Raw genomic sequence first — 19,098 nt, 5'->3', positions numbered from 1 at the left:
CCGCGCCGGGCGATGTGGTTGAGGAACCCCCGTGTCCCGTGCCGGCCGGTTGTCGGGCGGCCCGTGGCGCGTGGGCAGGGGTGAATTGTAACGCCGTCGGCGGCGATCATCCTGCGCCGCACGGCTGATTGGCGGCCGGGACCGCCGATTCGGTGCGCTTCTGGACTTTGTAAGGATGATACCTGCGCGGAAGCCGGATTCCTGGCCGTGCGGGAAGGGGACGGACATGGAGCGCTCGGCGCCACCGCCACCGCAGCTGTTGGAGATCGCGATCGAGGTGGCCCGGGGCGCTGCGGCCACCGCGTACCGCATGCGCACCGAGGGCGTCTCGGTGGCGGCGACCAAGAGCACCGTCACCGACGTGGTGACCGCAGCCGACCGGGCCGTGGAGCGCCAGATCACCGCCGAGCTGCGCCGGCTGCGGCCGGACGACGCCGTGCTGGGCGAGGAGTACGGCGCCGCGGCGAGTGGCGACGGCCCCCGCCCCCGGGTGCGGTGGATCGTCGACCCGATCGACGGCACCGTCAACTACCTGTACGGCCTGACGCACTGCGGCGTGTCGATCGCCGCCGAGGTGGACGGCGAGGTGGTGGCGGGTGTGGTTCGCAACATCCACACCGGCGAGGAGTGGACCGCGACAGTCGGCGGGGGCGCCTGGCGCGAGGGCCGGCGGTTGCACTGCTCCACCGAGACCGATCTCGGTCAGGCCCTGGTGGTCACCGGGTTCGGCTACGACGCTGCGCGTCGGGTCCACCAGGCCCGGGTGCTGGCCGAACTGATCCCGCACGTACGCGACATCCGCCGCCTCGGCGCCGCTGCCGTCGATCTCTGCCTGGTCGCCGAGGGGCGGGCCGACGCCTTCTACGAGAAGGGCCTGGCGGCTTGGGACCAAGCCGCCGGCGCGCTGGTGGCCACCGAGGCTGGCCTGCGGGTTGGCGGGCTCAAGGGGCTGGCTCCCGGGCCGGAGATGGTCATCGCCGCGCCGCCGACCCTGTTCGACGCGTTGCACGACCACCTGGCCGCGTTGGACGCCTCCGGCGGCCCCTGAGGCGGCCAGGCACCCCGCTCGACGGCCGACGCGGGACGCGCGAGGCGGCCGACGCGGGACGTGCGAGGCGGGAGGCCGTCCGCGGCCCGTCAGCAGCCGGTTAGAAGCCGCACTGGTGGCCCGCTGCGGCCGACATCGGGCCGACGGTCAGTTCTCGACCACTACCGGGCAGGAGCCGGGCGGTGCGACCGGGGCACCGAGGTCGCCCAGCGACTGGTTGACCTCGGTGGTGGTGGCCAGCTGCTGGAAGTTGCCGCCCAGTACCACGTCGACGATGTCGTCCTCGCGCTTGGGGTTGTACTCCAGCTCGGCGTCGCCGAGGAAGTACGCCCGCAGCAGGTGCGCCGAGCCGACCCCCTTCGGGCCGTAACGTAGGACCGCCACGTCGTCGATCTTCTTCTTCTGGGTGGCTTCCTTCTGCACCTGGAAGTCGCGGTTGCGGAAGTCGCCCCCGACGTCGGCGGCCAGGCCGGGTCGGTCCGTACCGTTGAGCACGTTGATCTTGACGTTCATGCGGTCGCGGAGGGTGACGTCGGCGCGCGGCCAGTCGTCCGGGCAACCCTCGCCGGGGCCCGCGTTACTTTGGGTGTCCCTGACCAGGGCCATGACCACGAAGACCAGGGCGACCACCGCCAGCAGGCCGACGACAACGAGTGCTCGCACTCGCGCAAAGCTCATCAGGGCACTCCCGGGCATCGGTGGGTGGCAGCGGCCGGCGATCGGGCCGTTCCGTCAGCCGTCGGGTACGCCGCTGAGGTTAACGGGTGTCCGACCGTCGCGTGGAAACAGCCCGACATGCCGGCGCGCCACCGGAGATAGGGGTAGTACTACCCCTATCTTCGTGTCGCCTGAGTCACATTGGGAACAACTTCCCGTGCAGGGGCGTACATCTCAGCCACGAGGGCGGTATACATGCCTCGCCCAACGGGGGGGTAGGGTTCCGCGCTCGCCGGGGAGATCCTCTGGCGGTCTGGTCCGAGCGGTCGTCGGGTCAGGTGGCCGACACAAGCGGTGGCCGGCCAGCGGAACCGAAACAGCGTCGTCCGGCGTTACAACCGGAAGCGACAACATCGAAATGGGAGAGTGAAACCGATGGCCACCGACTACGACGCCCCGCGCCGCGACGAGGTCGATCTCGGCGAGGACAGCCTGGAAGAGCTCAAGGCCCGGCGCGTCGACTCGCAGTCGGGCGCCGTGGACGTCGACGAGGCCGAAGTGGCTGAGAGCTTCGAGTTGCCCGGCGCCGACCTTGCCGACGAGGAACTGACGGTCAAGGTGCTACCGATGCAGCAGGACGAGTTCCGCTGCGCCCGCTGCTTCCTGGTGCACCACCGCAGCCAACTGGCGGTGGAACGCAACGGCGAGCTGATCTGCCGTGAGTGCGTCTGATCGCAGGGCGACGACCACGACCAGGGCGGCGACTCCCGAGTGGAGTCGCCGCCGCCCGGCTCGGCGAGCGCCACGCCACAGAACCTGGTTGACTCGGTAGCCATGAGCGAGCGAATCGGCCGGCTCGGTGCCGTGATGCGGTCATGAGCGAGCACACCGAGCGTGCCGAGGATCCGAACGAGCTGGGGAAGACCGTAGCGGCACTGACCGCCGACGAGATCGAGCCGGCGAAACGGCGTCAACTGCTCACCCGCCTGGTCGGGCAGGTTCGGGCCCGTGGGATCGGCGACCTGTTCAAGCCGAGGGCCGCGCTGCGCTGGATGGTGGACACGGTCGCGGAGATCGCTCCCCACGTGCCGGTCCGGGACCTGGCCACCCTGCGCCGGCATTTTCCCGGGCTGACCGACGAGGAACTGGCCGACCGGCTGGTCCGCAACGCGTCGCTGGCCACGGCGGGGGTCGGTGCTGCCGGCGGCGGAGCCTCGGCGGTGCAGTGGACGGCGACCCCGACCCTGCTGTCCGCCCCGGTACTGCTCGCCGCCGAGACGGTCGCGGTGGTGGCGGTGGAGCTGAAGTTGACCGGCGAGCTGCACGAGGTCTACGGCGTACCGCTGCCGGCCGGCGGCACCGAACGGACGATCGCGTTGGTGCAGGCCTGGGCCAGCCAGCGTGGCGTCAATCCGATGGTGCCGGGCGTCGGCGTGGGCGCCGTGCTGGGCACGGCCGCCCGGAACGAGCTGCGGGACACCCTGCTCAAGCGGTTCGGTCGCAACCTCACCACGCTGGGCCCCTTCCTGACCGGAGCCGCGGTGGCGAGCTACCTGAACCGGCGAGCCACCCGGACGTTGGCCGACCAGCTCCGCGGCGACCTGCGCCGGCAGCGGCGTGTCCTGCCTGGCACGCCGCCCGCGCCGCCGGCCCTGCCCGGCTCGCCCTGATCGTCGACCGGGTGCTGTCGGCGAAAGCTCCGTCGGTCAACGCCGCACCGGCGATCGACCCGGGTCGGATCAGCGTGCCGCGTCCCGCGCGGCCAGCAGGGCTTCGGCCAGTTCCACCGGGTGTCGCGAACTGATCACCCAGAACGGCGTGGGGTCGGCCGGATCGTTCAGGACCACCTGGACGGCGCCGCGTACCCACGGGCGCTGGACGACGAACGCCAGCGGATCGGCGCCGACACCGAGCACCTCACGGCGACCCTCGGCGTCCAGTGCGACGGCGTCGGCGACGAACCGGACGGGCAGCCGGGCGTCATCGACCCGAAGCTCTCCGCCGGCCACCGCGACCCGGATCCGGCCCAGCCAGGCCAGCCCGGCGACGGCGGCCGGCAGCAGCAGCGCGAAGGGCAGCCAGGCGCGCACACCGGCCGCGCCCATCCACACCTCCACCGCGAGCAGGCCGGCGGCCGCGAGCCCGGCAAACCACAACCACCAGGGCAACCACAGACGCTCGGCGTACGCCGGGGGCGCCGAGACTGACGAGGGCGACGGTGATTGGCTCACTCGTGCCAGGGTACGGCGCGGCGGCCTCCGGGTACCGGGCAGGATGACAGGGTCACCCCCAAGCGGAACGGACGAAAGAGGGACATCGTGACCGACGTGGTGCCCGTGCCGGTCCGGCGGCTCGATCCCGAGCTGCCGGTGCCGGCGTACGCCCATCCCGGTGACGCCGGGGCCGACCTGGTGGCGGCCGCCGACGTGGAGCTGCCTCCCGCCGGTCGGGCGTTGGTGCCGACCGGCGTGGCGATCGCCCTGCCCGAGGGATATGTGGGCCTGGTTCATCCACGATCGGGGCTCGCCGCCAGACTCGGCGTGACGGTGCTCAACGCGCCCGGTACGGTCGACGCCGGCTACCGGGGCGAGATCCTGGTCAACCTGATCAACCATGATCGGGCCGCGTCGGTGAAGATCTCCCGGGGCGACCGGATCGCGCAGCTGGTTGTGCAGCGGGTGGAACGGGCGATCTTCCAGCCGGTGGCCGAGCTGCCCGCGTCCGGACGCGGGACCGGTGGGCACGGCTCCACCGGCGGGCACGCCGGGCTGGTACCGCCGCCGGCGATGGACGGCGCGAACGGAAACGATGGCACCGTGAGTGCGAACAGCGGAGGTTGGACGCAGTGATCTTCTCCCGAAAGCAGGCCGCGGGACGGCACGCCCTTGACGAGCGGGCCACCAACGTGCCCGAGACCGCCGAGGACGTCCCCTCGACCCCGGCGGAGCCGGCGCGCGGGCCGTACGACGTCGCCGAGGCTCCGGCCGGGGTGCAGCGGCTCGACCTGGGCAGCCTGCAGATCCCGGCGGTGCCCGAGGTCGAGGTACGGGTGCAGGCCGACCCGCAGGGCGCGGTCCAGCAGATCGTGCTGGTGCACGGCCAGAGCGCCCTGCAACTCGGTGTCTTCGCCGCCCCACGGTCCGAGGGGATCTGGGACGAGGTGCGCGAGGAGATCCGCCAGTCGCTGTTCGCCGACGGTGTCGCCGCGCAGGAGGTCGCCGGTGAGTACGGCACTGAGCTGCGCGCCCGGGTACGCACCGAGGAGGGGCTGACCGATCTGCGGTTCGTCGGCGTCGACGGCCCGCGCTGGATGGTCCGTGCGGTCTACCAGGGCGCGGCGGCCACCGACCCGGCCGCCGCCGGCCCGCTGGCCAGCTGCTTGGACGGGCTGGTCGTCGACCGGGGGGTGGAGGCCAAACCGGTACGTGAGCCGCTGCCGCTGCGACTGCCACGTGAGGCGGGCGAACAGGCCGCGGCGGGCGATTCGGCCACCGGCCAGGCCGACACCGCGTCGGCGTCCGGTAACCGCTGATCGTCTGTCGGCGGCCTGGCGCCGACGAGGTGTGCCAGGCGCGGCTGGACGAGCGCTTCCGTCGCGCCGGCAGGGGCCGATCCGGCGTACGCTGGCGGGTGCCGTGCCGGCGGTCGTTCGGCGGCGGTGGCTTCCGGCGTCAGCCGGCCGGCGTGGAGAGGGTGACGCGGAGTTCATGACCACCGACGAGGGTCGGGGTTCGCTGCGGCGGATGTTGCGACGGCTGACCGCGAGCGAGGCCGAGATCGAGGCGCAGCAGTTGCAGCGGGAGAGCGCCCGCTGTGGCGCGGTGCCGGTGCTGCGGTGCGCGCGGGGGCAGGTGGTTTCGGTCAGCGGTCGGTTGCGTACCGTGGTCTACACCCCTCGGACGAACCAGCCAGCGCTGGAGGCGGATCTCTACGACGGCAGCGACGTCGTGACCCTGGTCTGGCTCGGGCGGCGGCACATCGCCGGCATCGAGCCGGGCCGGCACCTGACGGCCCGCGGACGAGTCGCGGTGCGCGACGACCGCAAGGTGATCTACAACCCGTACTACGAGCTGGAGCCGTCAAAGTGAACCTGCGGGCGTTGCGGATGGACAGCGGGCGATGACGACCGAACAGCACCCGGCGACCCAGCCGGAGTCCGGGCCGGCGGACGAGGAGCGGCTGCCCACCGTCGCCGAGCAGATGGCCGACCAGCTCGGCGGCTGGCGAGGGCTGGCCGAGTCCAGCATCCCGGTGGTGGTCTTCGTGATCGCCAACATCGTCGCCGACCTGCGGCCCGCCGTGATCGCCTCGGTGGCGGTGGCGGTGCTGATCGGTGGGCTGCGGCTGGCTCAGCGCCGGCCGGTGCGGCACGCGGTCAACGGGCTGTTCGGCATCGGGATCGGCGCCGCCATCGCCTGGCGTACCGGCGACGCGCGCGACTTCTACCTGCCGGGGATCCTCTATGGCATCGGCTACGGCCTGGCCCTGCTGCTGTCGGCGGTGATCCGCCAACCGCTCGTCGGCTGGATCTGGTCGGTGCTGGTGGCCAAGGGCAGCTCGCAGTGGCGCGACGATCCCCTGCTGGTCCGCACCTTCACCCGGCTGACCGTGCTGTGGGGAGTGGTCTGGCTGGCCAAGGTCGGCGTGCAGGCCGCCATCTACCTGGCGGCCCGCCGGTTCGACCAGCTCGGCGACGAGGCCGCCGCCGCCGACATGGAGACCGCCCTCGGGGTGGCGCGGCTCGCTCTGGGCTACCCGCCCTACGTGCTGCTGCTGCTGATCACGGTCTGGACGGTGCGGCGGGTGACCCGCGAGCGCCAGACGGAGCCGCTGCCGAGCTGAACCGCCCGCCAGGCAGCAGTGACCGCGACGGGTTGGCGGCGCGGCGGACTGGGCGAGAGGGCAGCTTCGGGTGAGAGCGGTATGTCAGGCAGACGTAATCATGTCTTCCTGACATGTCCGGGTGATGATGACCCGCGTCGGTCGGGTGCCTCGGACCCGGCGCTCACAGCTGGGCATCAGCGTGATTCACGGGTGCGCTCGACGCTGTCCGGGCCGAGCACCACCGCCCGTACCGCGTCCTCCACCTCGGCGGTGCAGACGAAGACCAGCTCGTCGCCGGCCTCGACCGGGTCGTCCGGGCTGGGCACCAGGACGCGCTTGCCGCGCAGGATCGCCACCAGGGCCGAGTCCCGGGGCAGTGGCACCTCGCGCAGCGGGTGCCCGACGTAGGGCGCGGTCGGCGGCAGGGTGATCTCGACCAGGTTGGCCTCGCCCTGCCGGAACGTCATCAGCCGGACCAGGTCGCCGACGGTGACCGCCTCCTCGACCAGTGCGGCCATCACCCGGGGCTTGCTGACCGCCACGTCCACGCCCCACTGCTCGGTGAACAGCCACTCGTTCTCGGCCCGGTTGACCCGGGCGACCACCCGGGACACCGCGAACTCGGTCTTGGCCAGCAGCGAGACCACCAGGTTGACCTTGTCGTCGCCGGTGGCCGCGACCACCACGTCACAGCCGGCCAGCTCGGCCTCCTCCAGGCTGGCCAGCTCGCAGGCGTCGGCCAGCACCCATTCGGCGTCCGGCACCCGGGCCGGCCGGAGCATCCGGGGCTGCCGCTCGATCAGCATCACCTGGTGGCCGTTCTCGATCAGCTCCTGGGCGATGGAGCGGCCGACGTTGCCGGCGCCGGCGATAGCGACCCGCATGATCATTGACCCCCTTCCGGCGTCGCCGCCACCGATGTGACCGTCGCCACCATGTCGTCGGTGACCAGCATGAAAAGCTGGTCACCCTCCTGCACGACGCTGGACGCGGTGGGCAGCGTGCCGATTCCGAAGCGGGTCAGGTACGCCACGCGGGCACCGGTCGCCTGCTCCAGGGCCTGTACCGGGCGGCCGATCCAGTCCTTGTGCACCGGCACCTCGACGATCGAGACGGTGCTTGTCGGATCGCGGAAGATCTCCACGTTCCCTTCGGGCAGCAGGTGCCGCAGCATCCGGTCGGCCGTCCACCGGACGGTGGCCACGGTGGGGATGCCCAACCGTTCGTAGACCTGCGCGCGGCGCTGGTCGTAGATGCGGGCCGCGACCCGGACCACGCCGAAGGTCTCGCGAGCCAGGCGGGCCGAGATGATGTTGGAGTTGTCGCCGCTGGAGACGGCGGCGAAGGCGTCGGCCCGCTCGATGCCGGCCTGGCGCAGCACGTCGCCGTCGAAGCCGGCCCCGGTGACCGTGACCCCGGCGAAGTCGGGTCGCAGCCGGCGGAAGGAGTCCGCGTCCTGGTCGATGACCGCCACCGAGTGCCCCTGGGCCTCCAGGTTGTGCGCCAGGGTCGAGCCGACCCGGCCACAACCCATGATCACGACATGCACGCTGCCTCCCACGGTGCGTACCGCTGCGCCTCGTCGCCTGCGAGCCTGCCACGTCGGGACCGCGGACGGGGACCGACGGTACTCCCGCTCCAGATCCGCCCGTACCCGGCCACCCCACGTGCCCGTTGTCGGTGGTCGTACGCTTGGCCGTTGTGGCCCGATCCACCTCCCTGCTGAAGCGGCTGCTCGTCGGCCGGCCGTTCCGGTCCGACCGGCTCAAGCACACCCTCCTGCCGAAGCGCATCGCTCTGCCCGTCTTCGCCTCGGACGCGCTGTCGAGCGTGGCGTACGCGCCGGACGAGATCCTGCTGATGCTCTCCATCGCGGGTGCCTCGGCGTTCGTGCTCTCGCCGTGGGTCGCCCTCGGCGTGGTCGTGGTCATGCTGACAGTGGTGGCCAGCTACCGACAGAACGTGCACGCCTACCCGTCGGGCGGCGGCGACTACGAGGTGGCCACCGTGAACCTGGGCCCGCGTGCCGGGGTGGGGGTGGCCAGCGCGCTGCTTGTCGACTACGTGCTCACCGTCGCGGTGTCGGTCTCCTCCGGGGTGGCCAACCTCGGCTCGGTGATCCCCTTCGTGGCGACCCACAAGGTGCTCATCGCGGTCACCGCCGTGGCGCTGTTGACCGCGGTCAACCTGCGCGGGATCAGGGAGGCGGGCAGCGCGTTCGCCATCCCCACGTACGGGTTCATGATCGTTATTGTTGGCATGATCCTCACCGGGCTGGTCCGGATCGTCGTACTCGGCGAGGACCTGCGCGCCCCCAGCGCCGACCTGGTCATCGCCGCCGAGTGGCACGACACCACCGGCTGGGCGATGGCGTTCCTGCTGCTGCGCAGCTTCTCCTCCGGCTGCGCCGCGCTGACCGGCGTGGAAGCGATCTCCAACGGCGTGCCGGCGTTCAAGGCGCCGAAGAGCCGCAACGCCGCCACCACGCTGCTGATGCTGGGTCTGGTCGCGGTGACCATGCTGGTCGGCATCGTCTGGCTGGCCCGGCTCACCGGGCTGCAGTTCGTCGAGAACCCCGCCCTGCAGATCGTCTCCGGACCTGAGGGATACGTACAGAAAACCGTCACCGCGCAACTCGGTGAGACGATCTTCGGGCCGGGTTCGGTGCTGCTGTTCCTGGTCGCCGGGGTGACCGCCACGATCCTGTTCGTGGCCGCCAACACGGCCTTCACCGGTTTCCCGGTGCTCGGCTCGATCCTCGCCCAGGACCGCTACCTGCCCCGGCAACTGCACACCCGGGGCGACCGGCTCGCCTTCTCCAACGGGATCCTCTTCCTGGCCGGTTTCGCGATCCTGTTGATCATCGGCTTCCAGGCCGAGGTGACCAAGCTCATCCAGCTCTACATCGTGGGTGTCTTCGTCTCGTTCACCCTCTCCCAGGCCGGGATGATCCGGCACTGGAACCGGCTGCTGCGCAACGAGCGCGACCCGCAGGTGCGCAGCCGAATGCTGCGGTCCCGGGCGATCAACAGCTTCGGCATGGCGATGACCGGCGCGGTGCTGGTGATCGTGTTGATCACCAAATTCCTGCTCGGCGCCTGGATCGCCATCGTCGCGATGGGCCTGATCTACGTGCTGATGCTGGCCATCCGCCGGCACTACAACCGGGTGGCGGTCGAACTGGCCCCGGACGACGGACGGCCGGTGCTGCCGGCCCGCAACCACGCGATCGTGCTGGTCAGCAAGTTGCACCAGCCCACCCTGCGGGCGGTGGCGTACGCGCAGGCCACCCGGCCGGACACCATCACCGCAGTGACCGTCAACGTCGACGATCACGACACCCGGCAGTTGCAGGCCGACTGGGACCGGCGGGAAGTGCCGATCCCGCTGACCGTGATCGACTCGCCGTACCGGGAGATCACCCGCCCGATCCTGAACTACGTGGCCGGGGTACGCCGGGAGTCGCCGCGCGACGTGGTCACCGTCTTCATCCCCGAGTACGTCGTGGGTCGCTGGTGGGAGAACCTGTTGCACAACCAGAGCGCGTTGCGGCTCAAGGGCCGGCTGCTGTTCGAGCCCGGGGTGATGGTGACCAGCGTGCCGTGGCAGCTCGCCTCGACGGCCGGCAAGGACCTGGACCGGATGGACGCCACGCTCGGCCGTGGGCCGGTCCGCGGTCCCCGGACTGCGTCACGCGCCACCCTGCCGCCGCCTGCCGAGCGCGAGTCGTCGGAGAGGGAGGCCCGATGAGTGGCCTGGAGGAGGCCGAGCGGGTCGAGTTGACCGTGGCGGCGGTCGCCCCCGGAGGACACTGCGTGGCCCGGGTGAACGGCCAGGTGGTCTTCGTCCGGCACGCCCTGCCGGGCGAGCGGGTGCTGGCAGAGGTGACCGAGGTGCACCGGGGTTTCGTCCGGGCCGACGCGGTCACCGTGCTGGAGGCAGCACCGGACCGGGTCGACCCGCCCTGCCCGTACGCGCGACCGGGTCGCTGCGGCGGCTGCGACCTGCAACACGTCGCCCCCGACGCCCAGCTGCGCTGGAAGGAGGCGGTGGTCCGCGAGCAGCTCGTCCGCATCGGCGGGCTGGACGAGGCCCGGTGTGACGAGCTGGACCTGCGGGTGACGGCGTTGTCGGGCGGTCCGCTCGGCTGGCGGTCCCGGGTCCGCTACGCGGTCGACGCGGCGGGTCGTGCCGGGCTGCTCAAGCACCGCTCCCACGAGGTGGTGCCGGTCGACCGCTGCCTGATCGCCCATCCGGCGATCCAGGAGTTGCCGGTGCTCACCGCCGCCGGGGTGAGCTGGCCGGACGCCGAGGCGGTGGAGACCGTCGCCAGCACCGGCGGGGACGTGGCGGTGACCGCCGTGGCGGCCGGGGCCAGCCGCCGGGTCAGTGGCCCGGAGCGGATCCGGGAGCGGGCCGCCGGCCGGGAGTGGGTGCTGCCCGCCCCGTCGTTCTGGCAGGTGCATCCCGCCGCCGCGGACACCCTGGTCGACGCGGTGCTGGAGCTGACCGGGCCCCGGCCGGGGGAGCGGGCCTGGGATCTCTACGGTGGCGCCGGCCTGTTCGCTGCCGCGCTGGCCGGTCGGGTGGGCGAGACCGGGCGGGTCACCCTGGTCGAGGCGGCCGGTGACGGCGTCGCGGCGGCCCGGGAGAACCTGCACGACCTGCCCACCGTCGAGGTGGTGGCGGCCCGGGTGGAGACCGCTCTGGCCCGTCGCCGCATCACCGGTCCGGTCGACGTGGTGGTGCTCGATCCGCCCCGGGCGGGGGCCGGCGCGCGGGTGGTGCGCGACGTGGTGGCCGCCGGGCCGCGCGCGGTGGCGTACGTCGCCTGCGATCCCGCCGCGTTCGCCCGGGACGTACGGGTCTTCGCCGAGGTAGGGTGGCGACTGGCGGCGTTGCGCGGGTACGACCTGTTTCCGATGACCCGGCACGTGGAGCTGGTCGGGCTGCTGGTGCCGGCCTGACCGGCCGCCACACGGCGGTCGGCGCGGATGCCGGCCGTGCGCGTCGAGGTCGGCCACCTCACCTCGCCGACCTCAGCCGGAGCGGATGCCGCCGACTCGCGCCGCCGCGAGGGATGTCGCCACGCCGGCTACGGGTGCGGGGCTGACCAGGCGCTCAGCCCGATGGCCGTCGCGCCCGGGCTGCGAGGTGCGCGAGTGCCGATAGACTCTGCGGTCATGAGTGTTGAAGAGGACACGGCCAACCACGGCCGGCTGCTGGCCACGGTGCACGGTCCCCAGGACGTCAAGCGGATGTCCGCCACCGAACTGGACATCCTCGCCGCCGAGATCCGCGACTTCCTGATCGCCAAGGTGTCGCGTACCGGCGGGCACATCGGGCCCAACCTGGGCGTGGTGGAGCTCACCCTGGCCCTGCACCGGGTCTTCGACTCTCCCCGGGACCGGCTGCTGTTCGACACCGGCCACCAGGCGTACGTTCACAAGATCGTCACCGGCCGGCAGGGCGGTTTCGACCAGCTGCGCCAGCGGGGCGGGCTCTCCGGTTACCCCAACCAGGCCGAGAGCGAGCACGACCTCATCGAGAACTCGCACGCCTCGACCGCCCTGTCGTACGCGGACGGGCTGGCCAAGGCGTACGCGCTGCGTGGCGAGTCGCGCAGCGTCGTCGCCGTGGTGGGTGACGGGGCGCTGACCGGCGGCATGTGCTGGGAGGCGCTGAACAACATCGCCGCCACCGAGAACCCGCTGGTCATCGTGGTCAACGACAACGGCCGTTCGTACGCGCCGACGATCGGTGGTCTCGCCCACCACCTCTCGACGCTGCGGCTCAGCCCCGGCTACGAGAAGGTCCTGGACGCCGTCAAGGACGCCCTCGGCTCGACCCCGCTGGTCGGCAAGCCGATGTACGAGGTGCTGCACGCGGTCAAGAAGGGCATCAAGGACGCGGTCGCCCCGCAGGCGATGTTCGAGGACCTCGGCATCAAGTACGTCGGGCCGGTCGACGGGCATGACATCACCGCCGTCGAGACGGCTCTGCGGGCGGCGAAGAACTTCGGCGGCCCGGTGATCGTGCACGCGGTGACCCGCAAGGGCTACGGGTACCGCCCCGCCGAGGAGGACGAGGCGGACTGCTTCCACAGCCCGGGCGCCTTTGACATCGCCGACGGCAAGGCCACGGCCGCGCCGTCGGTGAAGTGGACCCACGTCTTCGCCGACGAGCTGGTCGCGATCGCCGACGAGCGGCCCGACGTGGTGGGCATCACCGCGGCGATGGCCGAGCCGACCGGCATCGCGAAGCTGGCCCGCAAGTACCCGGAGCGCACCTACGACGTGGGCATCGCCGAACAGCACGCCGCCACCTCGGCGGCCGGCCTGGCACTCGGCGGGCTGCACCCGGTGGTGGCGGTCTACGCGACCTTCCTCAACCGCGCGTTCGACCAGGTCGTGCTGGACGTGGCGATGCACAAGCTGCCGGTGACCTTCGTGCTGGACCGGGCCGGGATCACCGGCCCCGACGGGCCGAGCCACTACGGCATCTGGGACATGTCGGTCTTCGGGGTGGTGCCGGGCCTGCGGATCGCGGCGCCCCGGGATGCCGCCACGCTCCGCGAGGAGCTGCGCGAGGCGGTCGCCGTGGACGACGGCCCCACCATCGTCCGCTTCCCGACCGGTGCGGTCGCCGCCGATCTGCCCGCCGTGCGGCGGGTCGGGCCGGTCGACGTGCTGGCTGAGTCGGCGCGTACCGACGTGTTGCTGGTCGCGGTGGGCGCCTTCGGTCAGCTCGGCATGGAGGTCGCCGCCCGGGTAGCCGAGCAGGGCTACGGGGTCACCGTGGTCGACCCGCGCTGGGTGCGTCCGATCCCGGCGGAGCTGGTCGAGCTGGCCACCGAGCACCGGCTGGTCGTCACGGTCGAGGACGGCGTACGGTCCGGCGGGGTGGGCGACGCGCTCGCCCAGGCCATGCGGGACGCCGATGTCCGGGTGCCGCTGCGGGACCTGGGCGTGCCGCCGGGGTGGTATCCGCACGGTTCCCGCAACCAGCTCCTGACCGACCTCGGCCTGACCGCCCAGGACGTGGCCCGCGACGTCACCGGCTGGATCTCCCGCCTGGACACCGAGCCCATCGACCCCGCGCACCTGACCGCCAACCCCACCCCCAACTAACCCCCCCCACCCCCCCCCACCCCCACCCCCACCCGCGTCGATCATGCAGTTGTGGTTGTCGTTCAGCGAAGGATGCACCCTTTGCTAGGTGCCACAACTGCATGATCGCGGAGAGCCGGGGTGGGGACGGGGACGGGCAGGGGTGGGGGTGGTTAGCGGCGGGGGGAGCCGGCGGAGCGGTAGTGGGTCTTCTCGTCGGCGGCGAGGCTGAAGGTCTCGCGGCGCTCGGGGAGGGGGGCCACCACCAGTCCGGGACGGTCGACCAGGCGGGTCGTGTCCGGCGGCACCGACAGCGTGGTGTCCTTGGTGGCACGCCAGCTCAGCACGACCAGCGGCTGATCCGGAACCGGCAGCTCGTAGACCTGCAACGGGTTCGTCCGGTCGGCGGGGGAGAGCACCACCGGGCCGTCGTCGGCAGGTCGGTACACCACCGCGCTCATCGTGCCCTCGGCGCTCTCCCAGGTGAGCTGCTCCAGTTCCGCCGGCTCGCCACCGTCGAGCGACAGCTCGCCGAGCGTACGCACGGCGAGCTTCGCCATCGGCCAGGACCCGGGCACCGACTGCGGCACGTCCCGGTCACCGACGCGCCGGAGGATGCTGCCGAACGGGCCGTCCTCGTCGGCCAGCAGGCAGGTGTCGAGGCCGGTCAGGGCGCGCCGGCCGGAGCCGCTCGCGTCGCGTACCAGCGGGTAGCGGGGAGCGGTGATGCCGGTGCCGAGGTCGAGCAGCCGATCGGTTTCCCGGCCCCGGGGCAGCGACTCGGTGGAGCGCAGGGTGGCGGTGACGGTCACCGCTCGGCACCGGGGCACCTCGACCGGTCCGGTCAGGCCGTCGCGGTCGGACAGGATGCGGCCGTTCGGCCCGACCAGTCGCCGAACGCGCTCGGAGGTCAGATAGCGTCGGCCGTCGGCGGCCTGGACCGGCAACACGTCGGAGTAGACCAGGTAGCCGGGATCGGTGTACTCGGTGGCGTGACTGACCATGTACCGGTCGCCGTCGCGGGTGAGTTGGAGCAGCCACGACGCGGCCTCACCGGGCACCGACGCGGCGACCAGGGCCAACGGCCGGTCGTCGACCTCACCGGAAAAGAGGATCCCGGACGAGGGTACGTGCACCCGGTCGTCCACGGGCGAGCGCCAGTCGCGTACCGCCTCGGTGACGGCGGCGGTCGCCGCGGTGTCCTCGGCGAGTGAGCCGCGCGGGGGCCAAACCGTCAGGGAACCGTCGATGCTGTCGTAGCCGACCCGCAGGTCCCGTGCCTGACGCTCGACGACCGGCCCGCAGGCGGTGACGGCGATCAGCAGGGTGGACAGGCCGGTGGCGGTCAAGCCGCGCCAACGGGCTGGAGCCACCTGTCACGCCCCCCGATCGGATCGCGTCGTCGTGTCGGAGGGCCATACTACGAGACGTTCCGCCGCCGCTTCGGGTCGCCATACGCTGCGTCGCGTGGCCACCACACCGGCCACAGGGGACATCGCGTTGACTTGGGGCATTTGCCTCCACTCGGGTAGACTCCGCCGACTGTGACGCCTGCCGAGACCCGCGCCGCCGCGCTGCCGCGATCCGCCGACGTCGCCGGCTCTCCCACCGAAGTCGTCACCGTCGGTGATCAGGTGCACGACCGCGCGCGGTCCGCACCGGGTGCCACCACGTCCGCCGCCGACCCGGCCGTGGCGGGGGCCGCAGCGATCGACGGGGCGGCACCCGCCGTCAAGGCCCCGGCACCCGCGAGCGAGGCCCCCGTCCCCGAGGCCCCCGCGACCGGGAGCGGGACGGACCGGCAGTTGACGGAGACCGCACCGGCCGACGGTACTCAGGACGCCGACGCCGACGCCGATGCCGCTCCGGAACGTCGACGCCGGTTCCGGTGGACGCCCCGGCGACGGGATCTCGCGGTCTTCGGCGGGTTCCTGCTGACCGCGCTCTGGGTGACCAGCCAGATCTGGATGGACCCGGCCGGTCGGGTGGCCTCGCTCTACAGCAGTGACCCGGCGCAGGTGCAGTTCTTTCTCGCCCACTCGGTGCGGGTGGTGCTGCACGGGGAGTTTCCCTTCTTCACCGAGCAGTTCAACTACCCCGACGGGGTCAACCTGATGGCCAACACGGCCATCCTCGCCCTCGGGATCCCGATGGTGCCGGTGACCCTGCTGTTCGGGCCGGCCGTGACGTTCGTGCTGCTGGTGACGCTCGGTCTCGCCGGGACCGCCTCGGCCTGGTACTTCGTGCTGTCCCGGCACGTGGTGCGCAATCCGCTCGCCGCGGTGGTGGGTGGCTGGTTCTGCGGCTTCTCACCGGCGATGTTGTCGCACGCCAGCTGGCACCCGAACATCATCAGCCAGTTCCTGCTGCCGTTCATCGTGTGGCGGGTCATCGTGATCACCCGATCGACGCGGCCGTACCGGGACGGGGCGCTGCTGGCCCTGCTGGTCACCGCACAGGCGTTCATCAACGAGGAGATCCTGCTCTTCACCGCGATGGGCTGCGGGATCTTCCTGGTCGCGGTGGTCGTCCAGCGGCCCGGGCTCTGGTCGGCGGCCTGGCGGCCGTTGGTCAAGTCGCTGGTCACCTGCACGGTGATCGCCGGCTTGCTGTTGGCTTACCCGCTGTACATCCAGTTCGCCGGCCCGATGGCGTACCACGGGCTCAGCGACGCCGTCCGTGACTACGGCAACGACATCGCCGCGTACTTCGCCCCCGGTTCGCCCACCATCGGCGGCAACCAGCGGGCGAACGTCAATCTCGCGCCGAACCACTCCGAGGAGAACGCCTTCTTCGGGTGGAGCCTGGCGTTGATCGCGGTCGGCATCGTGCTCTGGCTCCGGCGGGAGGTGCTGATCCGGGCGCTCGCCGCGACCGCCGCCTTCTACACGATCCTCTCCCTCGGTGAGCGGATCAGCTGGTGGGACCGGGAACTGGTCGTCGGGCCGTGGGAATGGCTGGTCCGGCTGCCGCTGCTCGACGCGGTGGTGCCGACCCGGTTCGGCATGATCACCAGCGTGGTGGTGGCGATCCTGCTGGCATTGGGCATCGAACGGACCAGCACCCTGTCCATGGACCGGCGGACCGTGCGTACGCTCACCGCCACCGGTCTGGTGCTCGCGTTGCTGCCGATCACTCCCATGCCGCTGCCGATGACCTCCCGCCCGCCGGTGCCGGATTTCATCACGTCCGACCGGTGGCGCGCCTACGTCGGACCGGACCAGACCCTGGTGCCGATCCCGGTGCCGAGCATGGGCAACACCCACGGCATGCGCTGGGCCGCCGCCACCAACCTCGACTTCAAGATCCCCGGCGGCTACTTCCTCGCTCCACGCAACGGCAACACCGGCGATCCGGGTCGCTTCGGTGGGCGGCCCAGTGGCATCGGAAAGCTGCTCGAAGAGGTCGCCACCACCGGCCGGACTCCGCAACTGGACGACCGGCAGCGGCGTCGGTCCCTGGACGAGTTGCGGTACTGGCGGGCGGCGATCCTCGTGCTGCCGGTCCGGCAGCCGCACTCGGAGCCGCTGCGGCAGACCGTCGAGCAACTGGTCGGACCGGCCCGGCTCGAACTGGACGTCTGGGTGTGGGACGTACGGTCACTCACAGACCCCCGGGTCTGATGTCGCTCGGTACCGTCGAGCGGGACGTGCGGGTCCGCACCACCGGTCGCCGTCGGCGGCTCCGCCCGCGTACGCCCGACCTGGTGGTGGTGGCCGGCTACCTGGCGTTGGCCGGCTGGCTGACCAGCCGGCAGTGGGGCCGGCCGGACCGGCTCTTCCACCAGGCCGGCGACCAGATCCTCTTCGAGTGGATGCTGGCCCATGCCGCCCGTGCGGTGGCCGGCCTGGACGATCCGCTGTGGAGCGACGCGCTGAACGCGCCCGGCGGGTTGAACCTGATGGCCAACACCTCGGTGCTCGGCCTGGGCGTCCCGTTGGCCCCGGTCACGCTGCTGTTCGGCTCGCAGGTGGCGTTCGCGGTGGCGGTGGTCGGCTGCCTGGCCGGCACGGCCACCGCCTGGTACGTGCTGCTGCGCCGCCGCTTGGTCGAGTCCCGGCTGGCCGCCGCGCTCGGCGGGCTGGTCTGCGGCTTCGCCCCCGGCATGGTCGCGCAGGCCGGATCGCACCTGCACATGGCCGCCCAGTTCCTGGTGCCGGTGATCCTGGCACTGGTGTTCGCGCCCGACCCGGCCGATGCGACAGCGGCACGGGTGGACACCTGGCCACGGGTGTGGCGGCCGGGCGTGCTGCTCGGTCTGGTCGTGACGTACCAGGTGTTCCTCGGCGAGGAGGTGCTGCTTCTGGTGGCGCTCGCCGCCGGTGTCCTCGTGCTCGGGTACGCGCTGGCCGACCGGGCCGCCGCACGCCGGCTCGCCCCGGTCACGGCCGGCCGGATCGCGGTCGGTGCGGTGGTCGCGGCGGCGCTGCTGGCCTATCCGCTGTGGTTCCAGTTCTTCGGCCCCGGCCACTACCGGGGGATGCCGTTCCACGCGTACGGCTTCCAGCTGGACGCCGCCTCGTTCACCGCCACGGCCCGGCAGACCGTCTTCGGCGACCATCGCCTGCCCGCCCTGCTGGCCCCCAACGCGACCGAGGAGAACTCCTTCTTCGGGCCGGGTCTGCTGGTGCTGGCCGTGGTCGTGACGGTGTGGCTGTGGCGTCGACCGCTGGTGCGGGCCCTCGCTGCCTGCGGGCTGGTGTTCGCCCTGCTCTCCCTCGGCCCCCGGGTACGCCTCGACGGATCGTTGACGGAGTTGCCCGGCCCGTACCGGCTGATCGCCGAGCTGCCCCTGCTCGACCATGTGGTGCCGGCCCGGTTCGCGCTGGTCTGCGTGCCGGTGCTGGGCATCCTGCTCGCCCTCTCGGTGGACCGGGTACAGCGGCAGTCGACCCCCGCCGGCGCGCAACCGGACGCGGTGCCGGTGCGACTGCTCTGGGCCGGTGCGGTGGCCGCCGCGCTGCTGCCGTTGGCGCCGACCCCGATCCGCACCGTGCCGAACTGGCAGGTCCCGGCGTTCGTGGCGGAGGGGACCTGGCGGACGTACGTGCCGGCGGGGCGGACGGTGGTGCCGGTGCCGCCGGTGACAAACGCGGGTCAGAGCCCGGCGATGCTCTGGTCCGCCCGGACCGGGCTGGCCTTCACCGCTCCGGGTGGCTTCTTCATCGGTCCTCGTTCCCCGGACGATCCGACGGCCCGCTGGGGCGCTCCGGACCGCCCCACCTCGCTGCTGTTGCGCCGGGTGGCCGACACCGGCGAGGTGCCGCCGATTAGCGAGTCCGACCGCCGGCAGGCGGTGGCGGACCTGCGGCACTGGCGGGCGGCCGTGGTGGTGCAGGGCGGGCTGCACCACGGTGACCCGGTGCGCCGGACGGTCGAGGCGCTGCTCGGCCCGGCCCGGGAGATCGACGGTGCGCTCGTCTGGGATGTCCGGGTTCTCGCGGGCTGACTCGTCCGGCC

At 72.1% G+C, this 19,098-nt stretch carries 16 protein-coding genes and 1 pseudogene; 12 read left to right on the top strand and 5 right to left on the bottom strand.

The window, feature by feature from the left end; all coding sequences use genetic code 11:
* Nucleotides 1–226: 226 nt before the first annotated feature.
* Nucleotides 227–1,048 (top strand): inositol monophosphatase family protein, encoded by an 822-nt coding sequence (locus AC2CHE_RS15305; RefSeq protein WP_484505557.1) that lies wholly within the window; start codon nucleotides 227–229, stop codon nucleotides 1,046–1,048.
* 147 nt (nucleotides 1,049–1,195) lie between these two features.
* On the opposite strand, the gene AC2CHE_RS15300 is transcribed toward AC2CHE_RS15305, so the two are convergent.
* A complete protein-coding gene (locus AC2CHE_RS15300; protein ID WP_484505576.1) occupies nucleotides 1,196–1,711 on the bottom strand; it encodes a LytR C-terminal domain-containing protein in 516 nt (171 codons plus the stop codon).
* A 429-nt stretch (nucleotides 1,712–2,140) separates the two neighbouring features.
* Between AC2CHE_RS15300 and AC2CHE_RS15295 the strand changes: the two genes are divergently transcribed.
* Together AC2CHE_RS15295 and AC2CHE_RS15290 are read left to right on the top strand one after the other, a co-directional pair.
* Nucleotides 2,141–2,437: a DUF4193 domain-containing protein gene (locus AC2CHE_RS15295; RefSeq protein WP_007075406.1), complete on the top strand. Its 297-nt coding sequence runs from the start codon at nucleotides 2,141–2,143 to the stop codon at nucleotides 2,435–2,437.
* A 143-nt stretch (nucleotides 2,438–2,580) separates the two neighbouring features.
* The gene (locus AC2CHE_RS15290; RefSeq protein ID WP_484505556.1) at nucleotides 2,581–3,375 is read left to right on the top strand and encodes a hypothetical protein; all 795 of its coding nucleotides are present in this window, start codon (nucleotides 2,581–2,583) and stop codon (nucleotides 3,373–3,375) included.
* A 69-nt stretch (nucleotides 3,376–3,444) separates the two neighbouring features.
* On the opposite strand, the gene AC2CHE_RS15285 is transcribed toward AC2CHE_RS15290, so the two are convergent.
* The gene (locus AC2CHE_RS15285) at nucleotides 3,445–3,945 is read right to left on the bottom strand and encodes a DUF3093 domain-containing protein (protein WP_484505575.1); all 501 of its coding nucleotides are present in this window, start codon (nucleotides 3,943–3,945) and stop codon (nucleotides 3,445–3,447) included.
* Between the two features lie 78 nt (nucleotides 3,946–4,023).
* Between AC2CHE_RS15285 and dut the strand changes: the two genes are divergently transcribed.
* The 4 genes from dut (at nucleotide 4,024) to AC2CHE_RS15265 (ending at nucleotide 6,547) form a co-directional block, all read left to right on the top strand.
* Nucleotides 4,024–4,554, top strand: coding sequence for a dUTP diphosphatase (dut, locus tag AC2CHE_RS15280; protein WP_484505555.1), 531 nt, complete (start codon nucleotides 4,024–4,026; stop codon nucleotides 4,552–4,554).
* The gene (locus tag AC2CHE_RS15275) at nucleotides 4,551–5,237 is read left to right on the top strand and encodes a DUF3710 domain-containing protein (RefSeq protein ID WP_484505554.1); all 687 of its coding nucleotides are present in this window, start codon (nucleotides 4,551–4,553) and stop codon (nucleotides 5,235–5,237) included. Before dut ends, AC2CHE_RS15275 begins: the two co-directional genes overlap by 4 nt.
* A 175-nt stretch (nucleotides 5,238–5,412) precedes the next feature.
* Nucleotides 5,413–5,793, top strand: coding sequence for an OB-fold nucleic acid binding domain-containing protein (locus tag AC2CHE_RS15270; RefSeq protein WP_484505553.1), 381 nt, complete (start codon nucleotides 5,413–5,415; stop codon nucleotides 5,791–5,793).
* Nucleotides 5,794–5,824: 31 nt separating this feature from the next.
* Nucleotides 5,825–6,547, top strand: a complete 723-nt coding sequence (locus AC2CHE_RS15265; protein WP_484505552.1) for a DUF3159 domain-containing protein — start codon at nucleotides 5,825–5,827, stop codon at nucleotides 6,545–6,547.
* Nucleotides 6,548–6,723: 176 nt separating this feature from the next.
* Here AC2CHE_RS15265 and AC2CHE_RS15260 read toward each other — a convergent pair whose 3' ends face one another.
* Complete coding sequence (locus AC2CHE_RS15260; protein WP_484505551.1) at nucleotides 6,724–7,419, bottom strand: potassium channel family protein; 696 nt, start codon at nucleotides 7,417–7,419, stop codon at nucleotides 6,724–6,726.
* The gene (locus tag AC2CHE_RS15255) at nucleotides 7,416–8,078 is read right to left on the bottom strand and encodes a potassium channel family protein (protein ID WP_484505550.1); all 663 of its coding nucleotides are present in this window, start codon (nucleotides 8,076–8,078) and stop codon (nucleotides 7,416–7,418) included. The genes AC2CHE_RS15260 and AC2CHE_RS15255 overlap by 4 nt, the downstream gene beginning before the upstream one ends.
* A gap of 152 nt (nucleotides 8,079–8,230) precedes the next feature.
* Here AC2CHE_RS15255 and AC2CHE_RS15250 point away from each other — a divergent pair.
* The 3 genes and pseudogenes from AC2CHE_RS15250 to dxs all read left to right on the top strand — a co-directional run.
* A pseudogene (locus AC2CHE_RS15250) lies at nucleotides 8,231–10,298 on the top strand (APC family permease); the annotation flags it as partial.
* The gene (locus tag AC2CHE_RS15245; RefSeq protein ID WP_484505549.1) at nucleotides 10,276–11,496 is read left to right on the top strand and encodes a class I SAM-dependent RNA methyltransferase; all 1,221 of its coding nucleotides are present in this window, start codon (nucleotides 10,276–10,278) and stop codon (nucleotides 11,494–11,496) included. The pseudogene AC2CHE_RS15250 and the gene AC2CHE_RS15245, both read left to right, overlap by 23 nt.
* Nucleotides 11,497–11,712: 216 nt before the next feature.
* Nucleotides 11,713–13,659: a 1-deoxy-D-xylulose-5-phosphate synthase gene (gene dxs, locus AC2CHE_RS15240; RefSeq protein ID WP_484505548.1), complete on the top strand. Its 1,947-nt coding sequence runs from the start codon at nucleotides 11,713–11,715 to the stop codon at nucleotides 13,657–13,659.
* Nucleotides 13,660–13,811: 152 nt separating this feature from the next.
* Here dxs and AC2CHE_RS15235 read toward each other — a convergent pair whose 3' ends face one another.
* Nucleotides 13,812–15,011: a hypothetical protein gene (locus tag AC2CHE_RS15235; protein ID WP_484505547.1), complete on the bottom strand. Its 1,200-nt coding sequence runs from the start codon at nucleotides 15,009–15,011 to the stop codon at nucleotides 13,812–13,814.
* Between the two features lie 261 nt (nucleotides 15,012–15,272).
* Between AC2CHE_RS15235 and AC2CHE_RS15230 the strand changes: the two genes are divergently transcribed.
* Nucleotides 15,273–17,261 (top strand): DUF6311 domain-containing protein, encoded by a 1,989-nt coding sequence (locus AC2CHE_RS15230; RefSeq protein ID WP_484505574.1) that lies wholly within the window; start codon nucleotides 15,273–15,275, stop codon nucleotides 17,259–17,261.
* Entirely contained in the window at nucleotides 17,261–19,087 is a 1,827-nt protein-coding gene (locus AC2CHE_RS15225) for a DUF6311 domain-containing protein (RefSeq protein ID WP_484505546.1), read from the top strand. The genes AC2CHE_RS15230 and AC2CHE_RS15225 overlap by 1 nt, the downstream gene beginning before the upstream one ends.
* Nucleotides 19,088–19,098: the final 11 nt, after the last annotated feature.

The sequence above is a fragment of the Micromonospora sp. ATLC16 genome (genome assembly GCF_057196645.1).
Note: the sequence above shows the minus strand (reverse complement) of the source record. Positions and strands in the feature narration are given on the sequence as shown.